Consider the following 22,424-nt stretch of genomic DNA (forward strand, 5'->3'; position numbering starts at 1 on the left):
TGCTCCTCGTGCCGCTGTCGGTGATCACTGCCCGGTGACGCCGAGGCCCCGGGAGACCCGGTCGCCCAGGTCCTTGTGGACGCTGCGCCAGTAGTCGACGACGCGCTCCTTGGTCCCGGTGCGCACCTCGGGGGCCGAGGCGTGCGCGACGATGTTGGCCACCAGGTGGTCGCGGTCGGTGTCGGTCATGACCTTCTCCCACAGGGCGCGGGCCTGGCCGAAGTCGTCGTCCTCGGCGTGCAGCCGGTGCGCGCTGCGCACGATCTCGCCGGCGACCTCGTAGTGCTCGCCGGCGAGCAGGAGCGGGTCGGCGACCGGGCCGGCGAAGCTGTTGGGCGCGTAGACGGGGTCGCCCGGGTTGTCGTACCGCATGGAGCCGTCGCGGTTGTACGAGTGGACCGCGTTCTTGGGCCGGTTGACCGGCAGCTGCAGGTAGTTGGCGCCGATGCGGTAGCGGTGGGTGTCGGGGTAGCTGAACAGCCGTCCCTGCAGCATCTTGTCCGGGGAGGCCCCGACCCCCGGGACCAGGTTCGACGGTTCGAAGGCGGCCTGCTCGACCTCGGCGAAGTAGTTCTCCGGGTTGCGGTGGAGCGTGAGCGTGCCGATGTCGAGGGGCGGGTAGTCCTCGTGCGGCCAGATCTTGGTCAGGTCGAACGGGTTGAAGCGGTAGTCCGCGGCGTCCTCGAAGGGCATGACCTGAACCTGGAGGGTCCAGGTCGGGTGGTCGCCCTTCCGGATCGCCTCGTGGAGGTCGCGGATGTGGAAGTCGGGGTCCTCGGCACCGGCGGCCGCGGCCTCGGCGTTGGTGAAGTTCCTGATGCCCTGGTCGGTCTTGAAGTGGTACTTCACCCAGAACTTCTCGCGGGCGGCGTTGTACCACAGGAAGGTGTGGCTGCCGTAGCCGTTCATGTGCCGCCAGGAGTACGGGGTGCCGCGGTCTGACATCAGGATCGTGACCTGGTGCGCCGACTCGGGCGAGAGCGTCCAGAAGTCCCACTGCATGTTGTTGTCGTGCAGGTGGTTGTCGGCGCGCCGCTTCTGCGAGTGGATGAAGTCGGGGAACTTCTGCGGGTCGCGGATGAAGAAGATCGGGGTGTTGTTCCCGACGATGTCGTAGTTGCCCTCTTCGGTGTAGAGCTTGACCGCGAAACCGCGCGGGTCGCGGGCGGTGTCCGCGAAGCCGAGCTCGCCGGCGACCGTGGAGAAGCGCAGGAACAGCTCGGTGCGCTTGCCGCGCCGGAAGACGTCGGCCTTGGTGAACTGGCTGACGTCCTCGGTGATCTCCAGGGTCCCGTAGGCGCCGCCGCCCTTGGCGTGCACGACCCGCTCGGGCACGCGCTCGCGGTCGAAGTGCGCGAGCTTCTGGATGAGGTAGTGGTCCTGCAGCAGCAGGGGCCCGTCGGCCCCCACGGACTGCGAGAACTCGTCGCTCGGTACCGGGATACCGCTGTCCGTGGTCGTCACGGGACGACTCTCGGTCATGGCACGTTCCCTTCGCTTGACGGTTGGCGGTCGATCTGGTGCGGCGGACGCCGGCACAACGCCCCGGAGCGGCACAGCCCGTGGAGGCTGCGCCGCTGGGGGTGGGGACGCGACTAGGCGAGTTCCGCGCGGAGCAGCCAGTTGCGCGCCGCTCCCCTGACCTCGCGGGGCTGGACGGCGTACGGCCAGCGGCCCTCGCCGGCGCCGGGCTCGCCCGGCTCCTTGAGCTCGCGCACGGTCCAGCCGGTGCCGGCCATGAACTCCTCGGGCTCGTCGGTCCCGAAGAGCCAGGGGATCCCGTCCTCGTTGAGGGAGGACAGGAAGATCTGGGTGGCCGGGCTGCGCAGGAGCGCCTTGCTGAGGATGTCCACCGCGACCTCGCTGCCGGGGGCGGAGTTGGCCGCGAAGGTGCGCATCAGCGTGGCGGACTGTTCCTCGGTCAGGAAGAAGAGCAGGGCCTCGGGGATCCAGAGGGTGGGCTGCGCGGGGTCGAAGTCGGTGGCGCGCAGCGCCGCGGACCAGTCCCCGGCGAGGTCCGCCCCGACCCGCTGCAGGTTCACGGTCGGCGCCGGGGACCCCAGCTGGGCGAGGCGCTTCTCCTTCTCGTCGATCAGGGCCTGGTGGTCGACCTCGAAGACGCGGACGTCCTGCGGGAGCGTCAGCCGGTAGGCCCGGGTGTCCATGCCGGCCGCGATCAGCACGACCTGCCGGATCCCCTTCTTCACCGCGTCGTTGATGGCGTCGTCGAGGTAGCGGGTGCGGACGGCCACGAACTCGACGAGTCCGCCGCCGCCGTAGTGGTCGAGCAGCTCGAACCCCTTGGGCTCGGCGAGCGCGCGGGCCAGCGGGTCGACGAAGAGGGCGTCGCTCCGCTCGCTCTCCAGGGCGCGGGCGGCCGCGGTCCACTGCGACGTGTAGGACACGGTCTCCATGACGGGCTCCGTTCTCGGGATCGGGAAGGATCTGGTCAGGCGTGCTTGGGACGGCACCGGAAGCGGGCGTTGAGGATCAGCGTCAGGACCTCGTCCCCGTCCGCGTTCACCAGGCGTCCGCGGTTGCGGACGATGCGGAAGTCGGGCGCGGAGAGGGAGGGGAGGACGGCGGCGATCTCGCAGGTGCCGGTGAGCACGTCGCCCGGGCGGACCGGCTGCAGGAAGCGCACCTCGTCGACGCCGGGCGAGCCCTCGACGGTGCCCTCGGCCGCGGCGTCGGGCAGCAGCGTCGTCACGTACAGGCGCATCCAGATCGCGGCGGTGTTCCACCCGCTGGCGATGAGGCCGCCGAAGGCGGAGGCGCGCCCCGCCTCCTCGTCGAGGTGGTACGGCTGCGGGTCGTAGGTGCGGCCGAAGGCGGTGATCTCCTCGGCCGTCACCTTGTGCGACCCGAGGTCGAAGCTGCTGCCGATGGTGTAGTCCTCGGCGTGGACCAGACGGTCCATCAGAAGTACTTCCGCTCGATGGCCTCCAGCGTGCGGAAGTCCTCGAGGTCGATGGCCTCGTGGTCGATCTCCACGCCGCTGGCCTCCTCGACCGTCAGGACGAACTCGACGAAGGAGAGCGAGTCGACGAGACGGGCCTTGATGAGGTCCTCGTCCGCGGCGATGGAGGTGCGCTCGGGGTGCTTGGCCAGCAGCCAGTTCCGCACGGTGTCAAGGTTGGACGAGGTGGTGCTCGGCATGGGTTTCCTCCTTGTGCGGGTGCATGTGCGGGTACGTGTGCGTGTGCGTGGGCGTGTGCGGGTGCCCGGGGCGTGCCGCCGCCGTGGCTGCGACGGCGACGGCGAACAGTTCTTCGTGGGAGATGCTGACGTCGACGGCTTCGATTCCGGCGTCGGCGGCCCAGCGGTGCGCGGGCCCGGTGAGCCGGACGAACGGCCACTCGCCGGGGCTCTTGAGGATCTCGATGGACTGCCAGGGGAGCGGCCGGCCGGGGACGTGGAGCACCTTGAACACCGCTTCCTTCGCCGCGAGGCGGCCGGCGACTCCGTGGAGGTCCCAGCCGCCGGGGAAGCGGCTCAGAGCGATCTCCGCGGGGGTGAGCATCCGGTGCAGCCGGGCGTCGTCGCCGGCGTCCGTCATGGCCCGCACCCGGGTCAGGGGGACGAGGTCCACGCCGACCCGGATCGCGGCGCCGCTCACGCGGCCGCGGCGTTGACGGCGGCGCGGGCCTCCTGCAGGTCGCCGCCGAACCGGTCGCCGAGGACCGCCAGCCACCGTTCGAGGCCGAAGGCCACGCACCCGGTGAAGGCGTGCTCGCCGGTGCCGTCGACGGTGATGGCGCACCGTTCGCCGAAGAAGTTGCGGTGGGTGTTGACGGAGGCGATGGCCAGTCCGTCGGCCTGGAACTCGTGCTTGACGGGGCTGAGCCGCTGCAGGAGGGCCCGGCCGCCGTCCCGTTCGAAGAACGGGTCGGAGGCCGCCTCCTTGTGCAGCTCCAGGCCGAGTTCCTTGGCGAACCGCTCGATCCGGTCGGCGAAGCGGGCGATGACGTCCTGGGTGTGCTCGAACGTTCCGATGGCCACGATCTCGCGCATCTGGAAGCTGAGCAGCCGCCTCAGCCCTTCGTACTTCTCCTCGTTGCGGAAGCACCGGTTGATGAGGGTGATGGTGGTGTCGGGGGCCACCGACTGCCGCTCGAAGTAGAGGTAGGCGCCGTAGCAGCTGGAGTGCGGCAGCCCGAGGAACGGGGGGTCGACGTCGCGGCTGGCGAAGGCGCCTCCCACCGGTGCCGGCGGGGCACCGGTGACGTCCAGCGGGCCGCCGACGAACTGCAGGTGCGGGAAGTTGGCGTAGACGTCGAACTTCTCCAGGTCGCGCAGCGGGTAGACGGGCGGCGGCATGATCTCCCGCGCGCCGGCCTCGGCGGCCCAGCCGGTGAGGGTGCGGTCCAGGTCGCGCAGCAGGTCGGTCTGGTCGGGGCCGAGGATGGTGAGCGCACCGCCCTGGGCCGTCGAGAGCGTCGTGGTCACGCCTGCCCCCGTCCCACGGGCGTCCGGGCGGAACCGAGGTCCCGGTCGGGCAGGATCCCGGTCTTGACGAGGTAGTTGAGCGGCTTGCGGAAGACCTGCTGCTGGAACTCCGCGCTGCGCGGGGAGGCCAGCAGGCGCCGCCGCACGGCGAACGGTTCGGGAATGCCGGCGTCCCGGTAGACGTGCGGGTTGAACAGGGACTCGAAGCTGTAGTTCAGGTAGCGCCGGATGTACGCCCTGACCCGGTCGAGCTCCTCCTCGGAGGCGCTCGCCGTCAGGTCCTTGAAGAGCAGGGAGACCAGTTCGCGGCCGAAGGCGATGTGCCGGGACTCGTCCTGGTGGTGAATCCGGTTGACCGCCCGGATGGTGTCGTGGAGCCGCTCGTCGGCCGCCATCGTGCTGTTGAAGTGGTCGACCAGCTCCTCGAAGAGGAGGATGCGCAGGAACACCAGGAAGCTGGCGGCCTCGCCGGACCACGCCTCCCCGTCCCCGGCCGGCTCCAGCTGGCGGTAGATCTTGTTGCCGTACCGCAGGCAGAACTCGGCGAAGAACCACATGTGCTCGTTCTCCTCACCGATGAAATGGTGGAAGAACTCGGACGGTATCTCGAAGCCCCGTGTGTGAATGCGCCTGGTCACTTCGACAATGAGCTCGCGAATGCCGTCCACATTCAGGCTGTAGAAGTTGATGCTCTCGAACCGGGACAGCCGGTAGAGCTGTTCCTCGCTCAGTTCGGAGGCGATATCGGTCCCGAAGGTGGTCGTGAGCTCGGGGCTCATCCACCACCGGTGTTCCGGCAGGGAATCCGGCCAGTCGAACATCCGGTAAGGGTTGTAGTAGTCCTCGACCGACTTGCGGTTGAGGCGCTCCAGGATCTCCTGGAATCGATCGTCCTTGCTGATCAGCTCGCTGATCATCCTACCTCCTGCATCCGAGGGGGGTCACTCCGGGGGCGACTGGACGGACAGGACGGCTCAGAGTCCGGACACAAAGGAAGTACTGCTCTCATCGAATTCGGCCGGCATTCGTTCGCCGGTTTTCGATGACCGTTTGCGACAGCGACGTTTCCATGCGGCGCCCCGGCAGTCCAATAAAGTTGATCTATGGACGCATAGACGATCACTAACGCCGCAGGTCATACGCCCTCTGCAGCACCTTTTGAGTGGCGCGGATCACAAACCGGATGGCCCGCCTTTTATTTGACGCCCCGTCGGCCGAAGGGCCCGCCGGCGGACGAAGTGCCTGCTGAGGCGTTGACCGGGCTTCCACTTGCGTTGCTACACTCGCGAAGCACCCGGAAAGTAAACTTTCGTAATGGGAATAACCCTGGCGGGAGGTCGCACGTGCGGGGAGACCAGGAGCCTTTACTCAGCCTCTCCGGTCTATTGCGCCGCCTGGAGTACTTCGTCGTCGTGGCCGACGAACTCCATCTGGGAAGAGCGGCACAGCGCTGCGGGGTGAGCCAGCCCACCCTCTCACATCAGCTGAAGGTGCTGGAAAAGGAACTGGGGGCCCAGCTGCTGAGCCGCGGCAGCCGCCGGATGTCACTGACTCCGCCGGGCCGGGCCCTGCAGGAGGAGGCGCCGCAGCTGCTGCAGCGCACGTACTCGATCAAGGCCCGGATCAGGGAGGCCGCCGCGGGGCCCGGCCGGCCGGTGCGGGTCGCCTTCAGCCGCTCCGGGCACGCCCTGCGCCAGCGGGAGATGGTGGCGGAGTTCCGGGCGCGCGACGCCCTCCCGGTCTCCGTGGAGTCCGGCTGGTCGGAACGGAACATCGACCAAGTGCGGGCGGGGCGGGTCGACTTCGCCTTCGTCAGACCGCCCATCGAGGCGGACGACCTGCGGATGGCCGTCGTGGGAGAGGTGGAGCTGGTCGAACTCCTCCCGGGCGACGGCGCGTCCGGCCGCACGGCGGAGGATCGCGCCGCCGGGGAGTACACCGCCGGGGAGCGCACCGCCGAGGACCTCCCGCTCATCATGTGGCCGCGCTCGCTCGCCCCCGGGCTCCACGACAAGATCCTCTCCATCGTCCGGCAGGAGCGGTCTCCGCGGGGGCTGTCCTCGTACGTCGCGTGGGAGGAGCCCGACTACATCGAGGAGCCCGACTACATCAACGTGGCGGCGGCCGTGGCCTCCGGCGCGGGCGTGTCGTACATGGACCGCGACATCGCCGAATGGATGAGCCTCAGCCTGGACCTGCGCTTGCGCCCGCTGGGTGCGCCCGGGCCGCGGACGGACGTCGCCGTGGTCTGGCGCGAGGACCAGGACCCCGGCCTGGCGTCGCGGTTCGTCGCGGCGTGCTGCGGGGTCGGCTACCCCGGCGGCGCGGCAGCGGAATGCGGCTGTCTGGTGCAGTAGCCCGTTCCTGACGCAGTAGCCGGCTTCTGACGCAGTAGCCCGCTTGCCCGTGCGGCAGCCCGCTGTCCGGGGCAGCAGCCCGCCACGCCCGGCCCGGAACCCGACTCGAAGGGGAACTCCTATGAACTGCTACGACTGCCACGCCTCGGAGGGCGCCGCCACCGCCGCGGTCGCCGTGTGCCACGGCTGCAACTCCGGCCTGTGCCCCGGCCACCTCCGCATCACCCGCCCGGTGGTCCACCGGGTGAACGGCACGGGCGTCTCCCACAGCCCCGCCCCGGCCCGGCAGGTGCTCTGCGCCACCTGCCACGCCGCCGCCCAGGGCGTCGTCCTGCCCGCCCCGCCGGCGGAGCGAGCGGACCGGGCGGAGCGAGCGGACCGGGCCGCGAAGCGCAGCCCCGTCACCTGAGCTGGCGGCGGACCAGGTCGTGGAAGAGCCCGCCCGCGTCGGCGAGCAGTGCGGCGGGCGGGCCCTGCTGGACGACCCGGCCCTCCGCCATGACGACCACCCGGTCGGCGTCCATGACCGTGGACAGCCGGTGGGCGATCACGATGCGGGTGGCGCGCAGGGCGCGGGTGGACTCGATGACCACGCGCTGGGCCTCGTTGTCCAGCGCGCTGGTGGCCTCGTCCAGGAAGAGGACGCGCGGCTTGCGGACGAGGGCCTGGGCGATCATCAGCCGCTGGCGCTGGCCGCCGGAGACGGTGCCGCCGCCGTCGGACAGCATGGTGTGCATGCCCATGGGCATGGCCTTGATGTCCTCGGCCAGGCCCGCCATGGCGGCGGCTTCCCACGCCTCCTCCAGGGTGAAGGTCCCGGCGCCGCAGATGCAGTCGAGGATCGAGCCGGAGAACGGCTGGGCGTTCTGCAGGACGACGCCGCACTGCCGGCGGACGGCGGCCTGGTCGAGCGCGGCGAGGTCCTGGCCGTCGTAGAGCACGCTGCCGGAGGCCGGCTTGTCGAAGCCGATGAGCAGGCGCAGCAGGGTCGACTTGCCGCAGCCGCTGGCCCCGACGACCGCGACGAACTCCCCCGGCCGCGCGGCGAACGACACGTCGTCCAGGACGAGCGGCCCGTCGTCGGCGTACCGGTAGGACAGGCCCGCGGCCTCCACGGCGCCGCCGAGTTCGCCCGGCTGGACGTCGGAGCCGCGCACCTCCGGGGCGGCCTCCAGGACCGGCTTGATCTGTTCGAACATCGGCTGCACGGCGGCCGCTGAGAGGAGCGCGCCGGTGAGCTGGGTGACGGAGGACAGCAGCATCGTCACGGCGGTGCTGAAGGTGAGGAAGTCCGCGGCGGACATGCTGCCCCGGGCGGGCCCGGCCAGCAGCATGAACATCACGAGCGTGCACAGCGGCAGGGCGACGGCGTTGAGCACGGTGACGACGTTCTTGATGCGGCCGGTGCGCTGCTGCAGCTCGCGCGTGCGGGCGAACTCCCGGGCCCAGGCGGCGTAGGCGAAGCTCTCGGCCGCCGCCACGCGCAGCTTGGGCAGCCCGCGCAGGGTCTGGAACGCCTGGTTGTCGAGCTTGTTGCCGAGCCTGACCAGTTGCCGCTGGTAGCGCAGCTGCCACAGCCCGAGGCCCAGGAAGACCGCGGCGATGCCGAGCAGCATGGCGATTGCCGCCAGGGCGAGCGGCACGCTGTAGGCGAGCAGCAGGGCCAGGTTCACCGCGCCGACGGTGCCCGCCTGCAGCACGACGGGCGCGGTGCCGGACAGGACGCGGCGGACGGCGCTGACGCCCATGGCCGCGCCCGCCAGTTCGCCCGTGGAGCGGCCGGTGAAGAACTTCGCCGGCAGCCGCAGCAGCCGGTCCCACACCGCGGGCTGCAGGGTGGCCTCGATGCGGCCCTCCATGCGCAGGATCGCGATGTTCTGCAGCAGCATGAAGACGGCCGAGACGACGCTCGTGGCCGCGAGGGCCACGGCCGTCTGCACGATGAGGCCGCTCTCGGCCTCGGGCACGTACCGGCCGAGCACCTTGCCGGTGGCGACGGGCACGAGCGCGCCCAGGGCGACCGTGACGAGCCCGCCCAGGGCGAGGCTGCGCAGTTCCCGGCCGGTGCCGCGCAGGGTGAAGCGCAGCAGGGGCAGCAGGCGCGGCTTCCCGGGCGGCAGAGGGCGGTAGAGCATGACGGCGCGCGGTTCGTACGCGTCCTCGCTGTCCTTGCCGAGGCGCTCGCGCCTGCCGGTGGCGGGGTCGACGGCCTCGTACCGTCCGCGCCGCCACAGGAGCGCGACGGGCGCCCCGTCCTCGGCCCGCCGGCCGACCAGGGGGCCGCTGTCGTCGCGCCACCAGCGGCCGCTGAGCCCGACGGTGCGGGTGCGGATGCGCGAGGCGAGCGCGATGCGTTCGACGGGGTCCGTCCGGTCGTCGGCGGCGCCCGCTCCGGCCGGCTCGGTCAGGGCGATGCGGGCCTCCTCGGCGACCAGGCGGCACGCGGCGAACGTCGCGTCGTCGTCCCGCGCGCCGCGGCGCGGCGCCCGGCCCGAGCGGCCGATGGAGGCCAGGAGCGCCTGGTCCGCCCGGGTGCGCGCGGCCTCGCCGGCCTCGATGCCGGCGGCCGTGCGGTCCTCGTGGGCGCGTTCGGCCTGCTCGATCCAGCGGTCGAGGGCGTACAGCAGCCGGTACTGCTGGTCGACCATGCCCTGCCACATCGCCGGGTCGACGAGCAGGCTCCCGGCCGTGCAGCCCTCGTACGGGGCGCCGTACTGCACGCTGCCGGGGGTGATCTGCATCCACAGGACGTCCTCGTCGGCACCGCCCGGGCCCTGGGCGGCACGGTTCTCCAGGGGTGCCTGGTAGAGGACGCGCAGGCCGCGCCCGATGCCGAGGGCGAAGGCGTTCTCCAGGGGGCCGAGCGTCCCGCCGGGGGCGCCGTTCTGCCACGGTTCGGCGTACTGCCAGGAGTCGCCGTACTGCCAGGGGTCGCCGTGCCAGGTGCCCGGGTGCTCCTGCCGGTGCAGTTCGTGGAGGTCGATGCGGCGCAGCGCGCAGCCTTGCAAGGGCCGGCCGAGCAGGGTGTGTTCGGGGCCGTCGGCCGGGCCCAGGAGCAGCGTGCCCGGGGCCAGCCGGCCCAGGAAGTGCCAGTGCCCGGCCCGGGCGGCGTCGACGGCGAACAGGTCGAGCTCGCCGTCCACGACGAGCCACAGGACGAGCGGGCCCTCCAGGTCCAGGCTGCGCAGGCCCGTGCAGTCGACGGGCGTGCCGAGCGCGCCGAGGGCCGCCACGACCGGGTCGGTGACGGTGGAGACGGGGTACGGGGTGGTCACCTCAGTGCTCCCTGACCAGTTCGGCGTACGGGCCCCCGGCCGCGGCCAGGTGCTCGTGGCGCCCGCGTTCGACGACCGTGCCGCGGTCGAGGACGAGGATCTCGTCGCTGTCGCGCACGGTGCTCAGCCGGTGGGCGATGACGACGCAGGCGCAGCCGCGGCGGCGCAGGTTGTCCATGACGGTCTGCTCGGTGACCGCGTCGAGGGCGCTGGTCACCTCGTCCAGGACCAGCACGCTGGGGCGGCGCACCAGCGCGCGGGCGATCTCCAGGCGCTGGCGCTGGCCGCCGGAGAAGTTGCGGCCGTCCTGCTCGACGCGGCTGTGGATGCCGCCGGGGCGGCGGGCGACCACGTCGTACACGGCGGCGTCCCGCAGCGCGGCGACGACGGCGTCGTCGGGGACGGAGGGGTCCCACAGGGCGACGTTGTCGCGCACGGTGCCCTCGAAGAGGAAGACGTCCTGGTCGACGAAGGAGACGGAGGCGGCGAGCGCGCCGCGCGGGATGTCCTCCAGGCGCATCCCGTCGATGCGGACGGTGCCCTCCCAGGGGGCGTAGAGGCCGGATATGAGGCGGGAGACGGTGGACTTGCCGCTGCCGGAGCCGCCGACGAGGGCGATCTGCTGCCCGGGGCCGGCGGAGAGCGAGAAGTCTTTGAGCAGCGGGGCGTCGAGGGGGCTGTAGCCGAAGGTGATGCCGTCCAGTTCCACGTGGCCCTTGAGGCGGCGGGTGGCGGCGGAGTCGCGGCGCGCGTGGACCGGGTCGACGGGGAAGTTCTCGACGTCCTTGAGGCGGGCGACGTCGGCGGCGAAGTCCTGGATCCGCCCGGCCACGCCGTTGAGCCGGGTGATCGGTGCGGTGAAGCCGGTCACGAGGGCCTGGAAGGCGACGAGGAGGCCGACGGAGAGGTGTCCCTCGACGGCCCGCAGGCCGCCGATCGCGAGGATCAGCGCGCTGTTGAGGGCGGCGAGGGCGGGTGCGGCGACCGCCAGCCAGGCGCTGGGCACGCCGAGCTGCTGCTGCACGTCGAGGGTGACGGCGTGCCGGCCCGCCCAGCGGCGGAAGAAGCCGTTCTCGCCGCCGGTGGCCTTCATCGTCTCGATGAGCTGCAGGCCGCTGTAGGAGGTGTTGGTGAGCCGGGCGCTCTCGGCGCGCAGCTTCTGGGTGCCGGTGGCCCGCACGCGGACCACGACGCGCAGGGCGACGACGTTGAGCAGCGCGATGCCGATGCCGACGACGGTGAGCTGCGGGTCGTACGTCCACAGCAGCACGGCGTAGAGGACGACGACCACCGCGTCGACTCCCGCCGCGGCGAGGTCCCGTGCCAGGGTCTCGGCGACCGCGTCGTTGGAGCGCAGGCGCTGGACCAGGTCGGCGGGGTTGCGCTGGGCGTAGAAGGTGACCGGGAGCCTGAGGAGGTGGCGCAGGAAGCGGGCGCTGCCCAGGGTGGAGGAGATGATGCGGCCGCGCAGCAGGTTGGCCTGCTGCAGCGCGGTGAGCGTGGCGGTGAGCACGAGGGCGGTCGCCATCGATGCGAAGAGCACGCCCAGCAGGGAGGTCCGGCCGCCGATCAGGAACGTGTCGATGTACGTGCGGCTGAGCGCGGGCACCGCCGCGCCGACGGCCACCAGGAGGAGGCTGGAGAGGACGGCGGCGAGCATGGTGCCGGACGTGCCGCGCAGCCGGGCGGGCATCGCGCCCATGACGCCGGGGCGGCGGCCGGCGCGGCGGAAGTCCGGGCCGGGTTCGAAGGTGAGCACGACGCCGGTGAAGGCGGAGTCGAACTCCTCCATGGGCACGAACCGGCGGCCCTTGGCGGGGTCGTTGACGTGGACGCCGCGGCGGCCGAACCGGCGGCCCGTGCCGTCGTAGACGACGTAGTGGTTGAACTCCCAGAACAGGACGGCGGGGGCGCGCACCCCGGCGAGGGCGGCCAGGTCCATCTGCATGCCCTTGGCCGTCAGCCCGTAACTGCGGGCGGCCTTGAGGAGGTTGCTGGCGCGGGAGCCGTCGCGGGAGACGCCGCAGGCGATGCGGAGCTCTTCGAGGGGGACGTGGCGGCCGTGGTGGCCGAGCACCATGGCGAGCGCGGCGGCGCCGCACTCGACGGCCTCCATCTGCAGGACGGTGGGGGTGCGTACGGTCTTCTGCCGCCCGGCGGGGGGCGCGGGTGCGGTCCGGCGGCGGCGCGCGGCGGTCACGGCAGCAGCCAGTCGACGGGCCGCTGGTCGGCGAGGCGGACGGCGCCGGTGACGGGCGTCGTGGAGTCGACGGCGTACGGGGGCCCGCTCGCGACGGACCAGCGGTAGCCGGACGTCGTGGCGGACGAGCGCTCCAGCCGTACGAGCACGGCGACGGGGTTGCCCTGCCGGGTGAACCGGTCGGCGAGCCGGTTGTCGCCGAGGAAGCCGGCGATCTGCGCCGTGGTCCGAGGTGCGCGGCCGACGGCCTGGACACGTCCGCGCAGCACGCCGAACTTCTCCCGGGGGACGGACTCGACGCTGAGGTCGACGGAGGCGCCCACGGGGATCGCGCCGCCGCTCCCGCCCGGCACGTACAGCATGGCCACCAGCGGGTCGTCGGGGTTCGTCACCCGTTCCACGGTCGCCACGTCCGCGCCGGTCGTCACGACCGCGCCCGTCCTGGCGACCAGGGACGTCACGCGTCCCCCGGCCACGACGCTCACGGTCCGCTCGCCCCGGTCCGTGCTCACCCGCAGCAGGGGCGCGCCCGGGGCGAGCAACTGGCCCTCCCGGGCGAGGACTCCGGTGACCTGGCCCGCGTACGGGCTCTGCAGCAGATAACTGCCCTCGGCGCGCGTGAGAATGCCCGGCGCGCTCAGCCGTGATGTCACGGACCCGGTGAACGCCCAGAAAGCCGCGAAAGCGACGACGGCAAGCGTGACGGCCAGCACGAGCCGCCCCTGGGGGCGCGCGAACCGTACCGGCAGATCGAGTTCTTCGGGCGATTGCAGCTTGGAAAGCGCCTGCTGGCGAAACTGCACGGACTATTCCTTCGACTGCATTCGTGACACTACGGGCACCACGGGCACTGACTTATGCGGTGGAAATTCGGGCAGCCGTGAACCCCGGAACAGGGGAGGAGTTCCGGGATTCACAGGCGGCGTATTTCTCAGAGGTTCTCGGAGATTCTCAGAGGCTCTCAGAGACCGGCGACGCCGGCCTGCACGCCGACGATGCCCTCGACCTGACCGACCGTGCCGGGGACGGCCTGAACGGTGTCGAGCGAGGTCACGGTACCCAGGACGTTGTGAACGTCGCCGGTCACGGCGCCGAGCAGGCCACCGGAAATGCTCACACCGCCGGAGACGGCGTCCAGCTCGGCGTCGGCGATCTCACGGGTCTCGAGGTTGTCACGCATGATGGCGCACCCTTCGTTCGTCTGAATGTTTCTCAGTGTTTCTCAATTGCCGCGCCGGCCCGGCCTGATCGGCCACCGTTCAAAGAGCCGGCTGCGGTGCCGCAGATATAAGCACGCGAACGGGTGGCACGGCCAACCGTGTTGCCGCTCCAACACCTTTCCCGAGGACCGGCTTTCGGATTCCTTCGCGGGATCATCACAAGTCCTCCACAAGATCGAGTAACAGATACAAGGGGACCAAGATCCTCGCGGAACATAAATGGACACACGCCCACCAAGCGCGTCGGGCATAACCGGCATATCGAGGTGCGGCACCGGGGGGCTACCGCGGGTACTCGGATGATGTGGAGATTTGCCGAAACGACGGTGGGTGACGCGTCCGGCACCGACCGCGATGACCTGCAGGTAACCACTTACTTCCAAGTGCGTACTTGAGGACTCCCCGCTCCGCGGACGACGCTCATGAGGACCACCCCGAACGAACGGAACCGCAATGACCGACACCCCTGCCGACACACCCGTCACCGTCATCGGCCTGGGACCCATGGGCCGGGCCCTGGCCGGTGCCTTCCTGACGGCGGGTCATCCCACGACCGTCTGGAACCGCTCGGCCGGCAAGGCCGCCGCCCTGGTGGAACGGGGCGCGGTGCTCGCCCCGACGGCGGCCGAGGCCGTCGCCGCCTCTCCCCTGGTCGTCGCCTGCGTCATCGACTACGACGCCGTCCACACGGTCCTCGGCCCGGCGGCGGACGCCCTCCGGGGCCGGACCCTGGTGAACCTCACCGCCGACACCCCCGCGAAGGCGCGCGAGGCGGCCGCGTGGGCCGCCGGGCACGGCATCGGCTACCTCGACGGCGCGATCATGACCCCGGCCTACACCATCGGCGGACCCTCCGCCCTCGTGCTCTACAGCGGCCCGGAGGCCCTCCACGAGACCCACCGGCCCACCCTGGCCGCCCTGGGCGGCAGCGGCGTGCACCTCGGCACCGACCCCGGCCGGGCCGCGGCCCACGACGTGGCGCTGCTCGACGTCTTCTGGACGGCCATGAGCGGCGTCGCCCACGCCTTCGCCCTCGCGAAGGCGGAGGGCATCGCGGCGAAGGACCTGGCGCCGTTCGCCCGCGGCATCGGCGACCTGCTCGCCGGCACCATGTCCGACTACGCGGAGCAGGTCGACGCGGGCTCCTACCCCGGCCACGTCTCCAGCATCGACTCGGCGGCGGCCGGCATGGACCACGTCATCGACGCGGCGGAGCAGCGCGGGATCGACACGGCCCTCCTCAGGGCCGCCAGGGCCACCGCCCGCCGCGCCGTCGAGGAGGGCCACGGCGCCGAAGGCTTCTCCCGCCTGACGGAGGTCCTCGGCCGGCCCGGGGTCACCGCCCCGTGAAGAAGTCCCGGACCCGGCGGCGGCCGCGGCGCTCCGCCGCGTAGTCGTCGTCCGCGTCCTCGTCGGGAGCCTGCAGGACCGTCCAGCTGACGGCCGAGACCGCGGGTTCCAGGGAGAGGCGGCTGACGGCCTCCTCCAGGAGGCTGTCGTCGCGGCGTTCCGTGGTGAGGTCGGCCGAGACGGTGACCTTGCCGGGGGCCTCGGCGTCCGCGCTGTAGACCGAGCGCAGGCGGAAGCCGGGGCGGGCGACGGACTGGACGACGAGGGTGCGGACGTGGGCCTCCTCGGGCTCGGTGCACACGACCTCGAAGTGGTAGTCCGTGGCCACTTCCGCGCCGCCGTGCGGGCCCCGGTCCAGGCCGCGGGCCAGCGGCCGCAGGAGGGTGTTGGCACCGACGACGCCCACGGTGCCGAGCGCGGCCACCACGTACAGCCCGGTCCCGGCGAGGGCGCCGACCGCTGCCGAGCACCACAGGGTGGCTGCGGTGTTGAGGCCGCGCACGCTCAGCCCGTCCCGCATGATGACGCCCGCGCCGAGGAAGCCGATGCCGGAGACGATCTGCGCGGCCACGCGGGAGCCGTCGTAGCCCGTGGTGCTCGTCGCGGCGGCGAAACCGTACTGCGAGAGGAGGACGAAGAGGGCGGATCCGGCCGCGACCAGCGCGTTGGTCCGCAGGCCCGCCATCCGGGCCCGCCACTGGCGCTCCAGTCCGATGATCGCACCGAAGCCCAGGCCGGCCGCGATGTTGGCCGCCAGGTGCCATTCGTTGACCACAACCATGATCCGCCTTCCTCGTCGGTATCCCTATCGGCCGGTCACAGCCAGGTGTTGAATCGCCGGACGTACCAGGCCTTGACCGCCTGGGTCAGCGCGCAGTACGCGAGCAGGATCGCGATCAGCCACGGGAAGTAGCTCATCGGCAGCGCCTCCATCGACAGCGCCGGGGCCAGCGGCGAGAACGGCAGGAGGAGGCCGAACGCCATCACCACGGCGGTCATCACCATCACCGGCGCCGAGGCCCGGGAGCCGATGAACGGCACCTTTCGGGTGCGGATCATGTGGACGATGAGGGTCTGGGACAGCAGCCCCTCGACGAACCACCCGGACTGGAACAGCGTCTGACTCGCCTCGCTGTCCGCCCCGAACACGTTCCACAGCACCAGGAAGGTGGTGATGTCGAAGACCGAGCTGACCGGCCCGACGAAGAGCATGAACCGGGCGATGCCCTTGGCGTCCCACGTGCGCGGCTCGCGCAGGTACTCCGGGTCCATCCGGTCCCAGGGCGTGGCGAGCTGCGAGACGTCGTAGGCGAGGTTCTGCACCAGCAGGTGGATCGCCAGCATCGGCTGGAAGGGGATGAAGGCGCTGGCCACCAGGACCGAGAAGACGTTCCCGAAGTTCGAGCTCGCCGTCATCTTGATGTACTTGATGGTGTTGCCGAAGGTGGTGCGGCCCTGCTCGACGCCCTGTTCCAGGACCATCAGGTCCTTCTCCAGCAGGATGATGTCGGCCGACTCCTTGGCGATGTCGACGGCCGTGTCGACGGAGATGCCGACGTCGGCGTCGCGCAGCGCGGCGGCGTCGTTGATGCCGTCGCCCAGGAAGCCGACGGTGTGGCCCTCGGCCTGCAGCGCCCGGACGATGCGCGCCTTCTGGACCGGGTTGGTCTTGGCGAAGACCGTCGTGGCGAGGACCAGGGTGCGCAGCTCCGCGTCGTCCAGGGCGTCGATGTCCGCCCCGGTGACGACGGCGCCCACGTCGATGCCGACGCCGGCGCAGACGCGCGCCGCGACGAGCTCGTTGTCGCCGGTGACGACCTTGACGGCCACGCCCTTGTCGGCGAGGGCCCGCAGGGCCGCCGCGGCGTCCGCCTTCGGCGGGTCGAGGAAGGCGAGGAAGCCGACGAGGGTCAGGCCGTCCTCGTCCGCGACCGTGTAGGCGACGGGGGCACCGCCCATGCCGTTCGGGCTATGGGGGAGGCCGGCGGGGAAGGTGCGGGTCGCGACGGCCAGCACGCGCAGGCCCTGACGGTTGCTGTCCTCGGCGGTGCGGGTCACGCGGCGGCGCAGCCCGGCGTCGAGCTCGACGCGGCGGCCGCCGTCGTTCACGTGCGTGCACAGCGCGAGGACTTCCTCGACGGCGCCTTTGGTGATGAGGACGTGCTCCGCCGCTCCCTCGGGGCTGTGGAGGTCGTTGCGGCTCAGGACCACCGACATCCGGCGGCGGGCGAAGTCGAAGGGGATCTCGTCGACCTTGGTGAAGCGGGCGTCGACGACAACCTCCTCGGCCTCAAGCACGCGGTCGATGACCGCCCGGTCCATGAGGTTGCGCAGCCCCGTCTGGAAGTGGCTGTTGAGGTAGGCGTATTCGAGGACTTCGGTGTCCTCCCGGCCGTGCGCGTCGAGGTAGCGGTCGAGGACGATGCGGTCCTCGGTGAGCGTGCCGGTCTTGTCCGTGCACAGCACGTCCATGGCGCCCAGGTTCTGGATGGCGTTGAGCCGCTTGACGACCACCTTGCGCTTCGCCATGGCGACGGCGCCGCGCGCGAGGTTCGTGGTGACGACCATGGGCAGCATCTCGGGCGTGAGGCCGACGGCCACGGCGACGGCGAACATGAACGCCTCGCCCCAGTCCCCCTTGGTGAAGCCGTTGACGGCGAACACGAGCGGCACCATGACGAGCATGAACCGGATCAGCAGGAAGCTGACCTTCTTCACGCCGGCGTCGAAGCTGGTCTCGGGGCGCTCGCCGACGAGCGAGCCGGCCATCGACCCGAAGTAGGTGTCCGCGCCGGTGGCCACAACGACGCCGGTGGCGGTGCCGGAGGTCACCGAGGTGCCCATGAGGCAGAGGTTGTCGGCCTCTACGGGGTCGGTGGTCGCCGACTGGCCGTAGTCGTGGGTACGGGTATCGGCCTTGGCGACCGGCAGCGACTCGCCCGACAGCGCCGCCTGACTGACCATCAGGTCCTTGGCGGTGAGCAGGCGCAGGTCCGCCGGGACGAGGTCGCCCGCGGCGAGGTGGACGATGTCGCCGACGACGACCTGGTCCATGGGGATCTCGGCGGTGGCCGGCGCCGCGTTGCGGTCGGCGCGGCGCTGGACGGCGGTGGTCGTGGTGACGAGGGCGCGCAGCGCGGCCGCGGCGCCCGCCGAGCGGCGCTCCTGCCAGAACCGCAGCAGGCCGCTGACCAGCACCATCGCCCCGATGATGGGGATCTTGGGGTCGAAGGGCTCCTCGTCGGCGACCTGCAGCCACTGCACGTACATGACCGCCAGGAGGGCGACCAGGATGCCGATGAACGGGTTCCAGAAGGCCTTGGCGAGCTGCGCGTACCAGCGGGGGCCGGTGTCGTGCGCGACGACGTTCGCACCGTCGCGGGCGAGCCGCAGGTCGGCGTCGTCCTGGCGCAGGCCATGCGGGGTGGCGCGGGAGTCCTGCAGGACCTGCGCGGCCGGCCAGCCGCTGATCCGGGCCAGCCGGTCGCCGGCGGCACGCGTACGGGCCTCCAGCTCGGCGGCCTTGCGGTCGCGGCGGGTGCGGCCCGGCGGGGCGGACTTGCGGGGGACGAGGGTGGTGTTGGTCATGGCGGAACCTCTCTCCGGGCGCGACGGCGCAGCGGCGTGACGGCATGGCGGCATGGCGGCGCGGCCGGGCCGTGGGCACGGAAAAGCCGGTGGTGCTATGGAGTCGCTACGGCTGTCGCAGGGCAGGCGAAAGCCTCGTGGGCACGCCCGGAATCGACGGTGCGGACAGCCCGGACGGCGACCGGGAAAAGGCCTGGCACAGGCCTGCAAAAGGGGAAATGCTCGCCACAGCGCCGGGGCGCACGGCCCCATGGGTCAGCTCGGCGGACCGCTCAGTGCATCAGAGCGCTGCACGAGCAGATACGCACGGGCGAGGACTTCCCTCGGGACTCCGACTGGTCATCCCGATCACCTCCTCGCTCGGACGTACACGATGCGGCACCGCGCGAAAACACACGCCAAATGCGGCCGGAGCGGCACCTTCAGCGTCTAGCTTGCCATATGACGTCAAGCCGTCCGCAATCAGAAGGTAATACCGGGGTCAAGACCATGGAGGGGACCGTCCCGGCACCGCCCGGCCCCGAGGAGCCGCCCCCGCACGTGCGCCGGAAGGCCGCCCGCTGGGCCGCGGGCCTGCTCCTGGCGCTGGTCAGCGGGCCGCTGCTGTGCCGGGCCTGCGACGTGGACGGCGTCACGCCGGTCCCTCAACTGCTGGCGTTCCTGCCCTGGTTGCTCGCTCCCGCGGGAGCCGCACTGGTGCTCGCGGCGGGCACGCGATGGGCGGTGGGCTGCGCGTGGGGCCTGGCGGCGGTGCTCGGGACACTGCACTTCCTGTCCCCGTACGCGGCGGGAGGCGCGGCGGCCTCCGGCCCCGAGGTGGCCCGGCTGCGCATCCTGACCGCGAACCTGGAGTTCGGCGGGGCCACGCCGGGCCTGCTGGAGGCCCTGCGGCGCGAGCGGCCGGACCTGGTCTCGGTGCAGGAGTGCTCCCCGGAGGAGTGCGCACCGGCCCTGGACGGCCCGCAGGTGCGGGCCGCGTACCCGTACCGGATCGTCGTGGGCGGGGGCAAAGCGCAGGGCTCGGCGCTCCTCAGCCGGTTCCCCCTGGAGCCGGACGGGTCCGTGCGCGGGACGCTGGCGATGCCCCGGGCGCTGGTGCGGGTGGCGGGGACGCGGCTGCTGTTCCAGGTCGCGCACCCGATGCCGCCGGTGGCGGGCGGGGTGGAGCTGTGGCGCACGGAGCTGGGCCGCGTCCGCGCCATGGCCGCGGCGCGCGGCGAGGCCCCCACCGTCATCGCCGGCGACTTCAACGCCTCGCAGGACCACGCGGCCTTCCGCGCCGTCCTGGACACGGGCGTCCGCGACAGCGCGGCCCTCCTGGGCCGCTCCCGCACCCCCACCTGGCCGTCCCTGACCGCTCCCCCGCTGGGCGCCCAGATCGACCACGTCCTCCTCAGCCCGTCCCTCGCACCCCGCCGCGCCCGCTTCCTGGACCTGACGGGCACGGACCACCGGGGGCTGGTGGTGGATGCGGTGCTGCACGGGTGAGCGGCCGCGTCACGGGCTTCCGGAACAGTGACCGAGCAGGGCCCGGCACACCCGCGCGAGCGCGCACACGTGCTCCGCGGCGGACACCAGCCCGTCGCCGGGGCCCTGCGCGAGGGTCCGCTCCGCGCGGGTGAGCAGGGACCGGCGCGTGGCGTACCCCATCCACGCGGGGTCCATGGCGGCGGCCTGCTCTTCGACGACGGGGGTCAGCCGGCGGATGTGCTCGCGCAGTCGCCGTTCCAGCACGGCGAGCTCCTGGTGTGCGGGGAGCACGGCGTGGCAGTTGAACGCCTGCTCGGTGTCGCGGCCGATCCGGGACACGTCGATCTCCTGGCTGCCCGGCTGCCTCGCGGCAGGAGAGCAGGCGCTGACGTCGCCGTCCGGTGACTTCGTGTGCATGAGAGTCCCTGAGTGCTGGGTGGCTGAGGCGGCACTGACGCTACGGGCGCCGTGTGCGCACGCTCGATGGCTCGGCGATGCAACTCCGATGCAATTACGCGGCCTCAGGAGATCTCGTCGGCCGATCGGCACCGCCAGGGCGGGCTGTCGGCGCTACGGTCGGCGAGCGAACAGTCGCCGAAGCCAGGGGGCGAGGGGATGGCCGGTCAGAAGGTGCCCAACCCGAAGATCAGGGCCGTCCGGGAGGAGCGGTTCCATATGAGCCGCTCGGAGTTCGCCCGCCTGGTCAACCAGCAGGGCACTCGGATGGGCGAGAACACCGGATGCACGTCCCGCGTAGTCGCCACGTGGGAGGACGGTGATGTGAGCTGCCCGCGCCCCGTGTACCGGCGGATCCTGGTTGCGCTCACCGGAGAGAGCCTCCTCGCCCTCGGCTTCTCTTCCGCGCAAAGCCCGGTGCGGCGTACGGTCTTCACGTCGGATCAGGTCGACGACCAGGAGCAGGGAGTGGACCGGCGAAGTTTCGTCTCGGGGCTCGCGGCTCTGGGATTCTGCCCCGAGCGCGGTACGCCCCGGAAGATCGGAGCGACCGAGGTGAGGACCGTCCGGCAGACGGTGCGCAAGCTCAAGCAGCTCGATGAACGCATGGGCGGAGACAACCTCAGCGTGGACGCCCGCCGCGCCTTGGGAGCACTCAACCGGCTCATCAACACCGCCCGGTATACGGAGTCGACCGGCAGGAAACTGCGCTCGGTGTACGGCGACTTGGCCGTGCTCACCGGGTGGCTGAGCTATGACGCCGGCCGTGTCGAGGACGCCTGGGCCTACTACAACCAGTCGCTGTACCAGGCCCGCATGGCGGAGGACCCCGAGGTGGAGGTCCACGCCTACGCACAGATGTCCATGGCCGCGGCGCGGAACGGGATGCCTCGTGACGCCGTGGACCTGGCCAGGATGGGGCAGCGCGTGAGCGCCCGCCACGTGCCGCCGCGGCTGATGTCGCTCCTGACGCTGCGCGAGGCCTGGGGCTGGGCCATGCTGGGGGACTCCAAGGAGTGCCGGTCGGCGCTCGCGCGGGCGTACAGGTCGTTCGACCACGGCGCTTCGGACGAAGACCCTCCGTGGATCGACTTCTATTCGCTGGCGGAGCTGGACGGGCTCGCCGCCACGTGCCACGCCGAGCTCGGCGAAACCGCCGTGGCCCAGCGGCTGGCCGAGCGGACGCTGGCGACCATGAGCCGCAGATACGGCCGCAACCGGGCCTGGTACACGGTGGTACTGGCCGAGCTGCACATGCAGAAGGGCGATGTCCACGATGCCTGCGAGGTGGCCCGGAGCGCGCTTCCGCTGATCGCGGATGTCTCCTCGGCACGTACCACGGCCCGGCTCGCGGCGTTCCGCAGCAGCGTGGCCATGCACAAGGGCGACGTTCCGGTGCGGGACTTCCTGACGGAATCCCGGCCCCTCGTGGCATGAGAGAAGGGAGAGGCATGGCTGACCTGAAGCTGCGTCGGCTGAGCGGAAAGGAAGCCGACGGCGAGCGGGAGGTACTGGCCGACGTCTACGAGGAGGCCTACGCCGAGAAGCTGGACGGCGCCTTCCGCTCACGACCGGCCTTCCTGGACCGGCTCTCTGCCTACGTGCAGCGCCCGGGCTTCGAACTGGTGGCGTCGGAGGACGGCAGCGCACTCGTCGGGTACGTCTTCGGCTTCGCCATCGCTCCCGCCGGGTCCTGGTGGGGCGGCTTCCGCGGGGAACTCCCCGAAGAGGTGCGCCGACTGACCGAGCAGGGCAAGGTCTTCGCGATCTCGGAGCTGATGGTCCGACCGGCTTGGCGCCGCCGGGGCATTGCCCGTCTGCTGCACGACAGACTGATCGCGAGTCGTACTGAGGAGCTCGGGACCATCCTGGTCGACCCGAAGAACATCCCGGCCCGCTCCGCCTACTACGCGTGGGGCTGGGAGAAGCTGGGCGATATCCAGCCCTTCGACAACTCCCCCGTGTTCGAGTCGCTCGTCAAGCGGATCTGACCGGCTGACCCGGCTCGCTCGGCGGGTTTGGGGGCCCCGGGCCCACAACCCCCCGCGCCCAGCGCGGC

The 22,424-nt window shown here is 71.6% G+C and carries 20 protein-coding genes; 6 read left to right on the forward strand and 14 right to left on the reverse strand.

What is annotated here, in order from left to right; all coding sequences use genetic code 11:
- Positions 1–24: 24 nt before the first annotated feature.
- From ACOTKD_RS20635 to ACOTKD_RS20665, 7 genes are all read right to left on the reverse strand, one after another.
- On the reverse strand, positions 25–1,482 hold the full coding sequence (locus ACOTKD_RS20635; protein ID WP_424890445.1) for a catalase: 1,458 nt from the start codon (positions 1,480–1,482) through the stop codon (positions 25–27).
- A gap of 113 nt (positions 1,483–1,595) precedes the next feature.
- Positions 1,596–2,414: a class I SAM-dependent methyltransferase gene (locus ACOTKD_RS20640; protein ID WP_424890446.1), complete on the reverse strand. Its 819-nt coding sequence runs from the start codon at positions 2,412–2,414 to the stop codon at positions 1,596–1,598.
- Between the two features lie 35 nt (positions 2,415–2,449).
- Positions 2,450–2,920, reverse strand: a complete 471-nt coding sequence (locus ACOTKD_RS20645; protein ID WP_424890447.1) for a MaoC family dehydratase — start codon at positions 2,918–2,920, stop codon at positions 2,450–2,452.
- Complete coding sequence (locus tag ACOTKD_RS20650; protein ID WP_030367940.1) at positions 2,920–3,159, reverse strand: phosphopantetheine-binding protein; 240 nt, start codon at positions 3,157–3,159, stop codon at positions 2,920–2,922. Before ACOTKD_RS20650 ends, ACOTKD_RS20645 begins: the two co-directional genes overlap by 1 nt.
- Positions 3,131–3,619: a holo-ACP synthase gene (locus tag ACOTKD_RS20655; protein ID WP_424890448.1), complete on the reverse strand. Its 489-nt coding sequence runs from the start codon at positions 3,617–3,619 to the stop codon at positions 3,131–3,133. Before ACOTKD_RS20655 ends, ACOTKD_RS20650 begins: the two co-directional genes overlap by 29 nt.
- A complete protein-coding gene (locus ACOTKD_RS20660) occupies positions 3,616–4,449 on the reverse strand; it encodes an aminoacyl--tRNA ligase-related protein (RefSeq protein WP_424890449.1) in 834 nt (277 codons plus the stop codon). Before ACOTKD_RS20660 ends, ACOTKD_RS20655 begins: the two co-directional genes overlap by 4 nt.
- The gene (locus tag ACOTKD_RS20665) at positions 4,446–5,366 is read right to left on the reverse strand and encodes a diiron oxygenase (protein ID WP_424890450.1); all 921 of its coding nucleotides are present in this window, start codon (positions 5,364–5,366) and stop codon (positions 4,446–4,448) included. Before ACOTKD_RS20665 ends, ACOTKD_RS20660 begins: the two co-directional genes overlap by 4 nt.
- Before the next feature lie 468 nt (positions 5,367–5,834).
- Between ACOTKD_RS20665 and ACOTKD_RS20670 the strand changes: the two genes are divergently transcribed.
- Both ACOTKD_RS20670 and ACOTKD_RS20675 read left to right on the forward strand, forming a co-directional pair.
- Complete coding sequence (locus ACOTKD_RS20670) at positions 5,835–6,806, forward strand: LysR family transcriptional regulator (protein WP_424890451.1); 972 nt, start codon at positions 5,835–5,837, stop codon at positions 6,804–6,806.
- Positions 6,807–6,927: 121 nt separating this feature from the next.
- Entirely contained in the window at positions 6,928–7,215 is a 288-nt protein-coding gene (locus tag ACOTKD_RS20675; RefSeq protein ID WP_424890452.1) for a DUF2180 family protein, read from the forward strand.
- On the opposite strand, the gene ACOTKD_RS20680 is transcribed toward ACOTKD_RS20675, so the two are convergent.
- The 4 genes from ACOTKD_RS20680 to ACOTKD_RS20695 all read right to left on the reverse strand — a co-directional run bounded on the left by ACOTKD_RS20680 (position 7,208) and on the right by ACOTKD_RS20695 (position 13,461).
- Positions 7,208–10,081 carry an NHLP bacteriocin export ABC transporter permease/ATPase subunit gene (locus tag ACOTKD_RS20680; protein ID WP_424890453.1) on the reverse strand — a complete coding sequence of 958 codons (2,874 nt, stop codon included), beginning with the start codon at positions 10,079–10,081 and terminating at the stop codon, positions 7,208–7,210. The two genes, ACOTKD_RS20675 and ACOTKD_RS20680, sit on opposite strands and share 8 nt — an antisense overlap.
- A gap of 1 nt (position 10,082) precedes the next feature.
- Positions 10,083–12,197, reverse strand: a complete 2,115-nt coding sequence (locus ACOTKD_RS20685) for an NHLP family bacteriocin export ABC transporter peptidase/permease/ATPase subunit (RefSeq protein WP_424890505.1) — start codon at positions 12,195–12,197, stop codon at positions 10,083–10,085.
- An 80-nt stretch (positions 12,198–12,277) separates the two neighbouring features.
- Positions 12,278–13,084 carry a hypothetical protein gene (locus ACOTKD_RS20690; protein WP_424890454.1) on the reverse strand — a complete coding sequence of 269 codons (807 nt, stop codon included), beginning with the start codon at positions 13,082–13,084 and terminating at the stop codon, positions 12,278–12,280.
- Positions 13,085–13,242: 158 nt separating this feature from the next.
- On the reverse strand, positions 13,243–13,461 hold the full coding sequence (locus ACOTKD_RS20695) for a hypothetical protein (RefSeq protein ID WP_424890455.1): 219 nt from the start codon (positions 13,459–13,461) through the stop codon (positions 13,243–13,245).
- A gap of 493 nt (positions 13,462–13,954) precedes the next feature.
- Here ACOTKD_RS20695 and ACOTKD_RS20700 point away from each other — a divergent pair, with 493 nt between their 5' ends.
- Positions 13,955–14,851, forward strand: coding sequence for an NAD(P)-dependent oxidoreductase (locus ACOTKD_RS20700; protein WP_424890456.1), 897 nt, complete (start codon positions 13,955–13,957; stop codon positions 14,849–14,851).
- Here the strand turns inward: ACOTKD_RS20700 and ACOTKD_RS20705 are convergent.
- The gene (locus tag ACOTKD_RS20705; protein ID WP_424890457.1) at positions 14,838–15,632 is read right to left on the reverse strand and encodes an MgtC/SapB family protein; all 795 of its coding nucleotides are present in this window, start codon (positions 15,630–15,632) and stop codon (positions 14,838–14,840) included. The two genes, ACOTKD_RS20700 and ACOTKD_RS20705, sit on opposite strands and share 14 nt — an antisense overlap.
- 35 nt (positions 15,633–15,667) lie before the next feature.
- Complete coding sequence (gene mgtA / locus ACOTKD_RS20710) at positions 15,668–18,439, reverse strand: magnesium-translocating P-type ATPase (RefSeq protein ID WP_424890458.1); 2,772 nt, start codon at positions 18,437–18,439, stop codon at positions 15,668–15,670.
- A 489-nt stretch (positions 18,440–18,928) separates the two neighbouring features.
- Between mgtA and ACOTKD_RS20715 the strand changes: the two genes are divergently transcribed.
- Positions 18,929–19,927, forward strand: coding sequence for an endonuclease/exonuclease/phosphatase family protein (locus ACOTKD_RS20715; protein ID WP_424890459.1), 999 nt, complete (start codon positions 18,929–18,931; stop codon positions 19,925–19,927).
- A gap of 9 nt (positions 19,928–19,936) precedes the next feature.
- Here ACOTKD_RS20715 and ACOTKD_RS20720 read toward each other — a convergent pair whose 3' ends face one another.
- Positions 19,937–20,326, reverse strand: a complete 390-nt coding sequence (locus ACOTKD_RS20720) for a DUF6415 family natural product biosynthesis protein (protein ID WP_424890460.1) — start codon at positions 20,324–20,326, stop codon at positions 19,937–19,939.
- A 198-nt stretch (positions 20,327–20,524) separates the two neighbouring features.
- Here ACOTKD_RS20720 and ACOTKD_RS20725 point away from each other — a divergent pair, with 198 nt between their 5' ends.
- Together ACOTKD_RS20725 and ACOTKD_RS20730 are read left to right on the forward strand one after the other, a co-directional pair.
- On the forward strand, positions 20,525–21,802 hold the full coding sequence (locus ACOTKD_RS20725) for a hypothetical protein (RefSeq protein WP_424890461.1): 1,278 nt from the start codon (positions 20,525–20,527) through the stop codon (positions 21,800–21,802).
- A 14-nt stretch (positions 21,803–21,816) separates the two neighbouring features.
- A complete protein-coding gene (locus tag ACOTKD_RS20730; protein WP_424890462.1) occupies positions 21,817–22,356 on the forward strand; it encodes a GNAT family N-acetyltransferase in 540 nt (179 codons plus the stop codon).
- Positions 22,357–22,424: the final 68 nt, after the last annotated feature.

Origin of the sequence: Streptomyces sp. XH2 (assembly GCF_049725035.1) — a bacterium.
GTDB classification, from domain to species: domain Bacteria; phylum Actinomycetota; class Actinomycetes; order Streptomycetales; family Streptomycetaceae; genus Streptomyces; species Streptomyces roseoverticillatus.

What these genes read in the sequence shown, in the direction of transcription:
- ACOTKD_RS20635 (WP_424890445.1), bottom strand. Translation starts at nt 1,482, where the DNA reads ATGACCGAGAGTCGTCCCGTGACGACCACGGACAGCGGTATCCCGGTA.
- ACOTKD_RS20640 (WP_424890446.1), bottom strand. Translation starts at nt 2,414, where the DNA reads ATGGAGACCGTGTCCTACACGTCGCAGTGGACCGCGGCCGCCCGCGCC.
- ACOTKD_RS20645 (WP_424890447.1), bottom strand. Translation starts at nt 2,920, where the DNA reads ATGGACCGTCTGGTCCACGCCGAGGACTACACCATCGGCAGCAGCTTC.
- ACOTKD_RS20650 (WP_030367940.1), bottom strand. Translation starts at nt 3,159, where the DNA reads ATGCCGAGCACCACCTCGTCCAACCTTGACACCGTGCGGAACTGGCTG.
- ACOTKD_RS20665 (WP_424890450.1), bottom strand. Translation starts at nt 5,366, where the DNA reads ATGATCAGCGAGCTGATCAGCAAGGACGATCGATTCCAGGAGATCCTG.
- ACOTKD_RS20675 (WP_424890452.1), top strand. Translation starts at nt 6,928, where the DNA reads ATGAACTGCTACGACTGCCACGCCTCGGAGGGCGCCGCCACCGCCGCG.
- ACOTKD_RS20685 (WP_424890505.1), bottom strand. Translation starts at nt 12,197, where the DNA reads ATGGAGGCCGTCGAGTGCGGCGCCGCCGCGCTCGCCATGGTGCTCGGC.
- ACOTKD_RS20695 (WP_424890455.1), bottom strand. Translation starts at nt 13,461, where the DNA reads ATGCGTGACAACCTCGAGACCCGTGAGATCGCCGACGCCGAGCTGGAC.
- ACOTKD_RS20700 (WP_424890456.1), top strand. Translation starts at nt 13,955, where the DNA reads ATGACCGACACCCCTGCCGACACACCCGTCACCGTCATCGGCCTGGGA.
- ACOTKD_RS20705 (WP_424890457.1), bottom strand. Translation starts at nt 15,632, where the DNA reads ATGGTTGTGGTCAACGAATGGCACCTGGCGGCCAACATCGCGGCCGGC.
- mgtA (WP_424890458.1), bottom strand. Translation starts at nt 18,439, where the DNA reads ATGACCAACACCACCCTCGTCCCCCGCAAGTCCGCCCCGCCGGGCCGC.
- ACOTKD_RS20715 (WP_424890459.1), top strand. Translation starts at nt 18,929, where the DNA reads ATGGAGGGGACCGTCCCGGCACCGCCCGGCCCCGAGGAGCCGCCCCCG.
- ACOTKD_RS20720 (WP_424890460.1), bottom strand. Translation starts at nt 20,326, where the DNA reads ATGCACACGAAGTCACCGGACGGCGACGTCAGCGCCTGCTCTCCTGCC.
- ACOTKD_RS20725 (WP_424890461.1), top strand. Translation starts at nt 20,525, where the DNA reads ATGGCCGGTCAGAAGGTGCCCAACCCGAAGATCAGGGCCGTCCGGGAG.
- ACOTKD_RS20730 (WP_424890462.1), top strand. Translation starts at nt 21,817, where the DNA reads ATGGCTGACCTGAAGCTGCGTCGGCTGAGCGGAAAGGAAGCCGACGGC.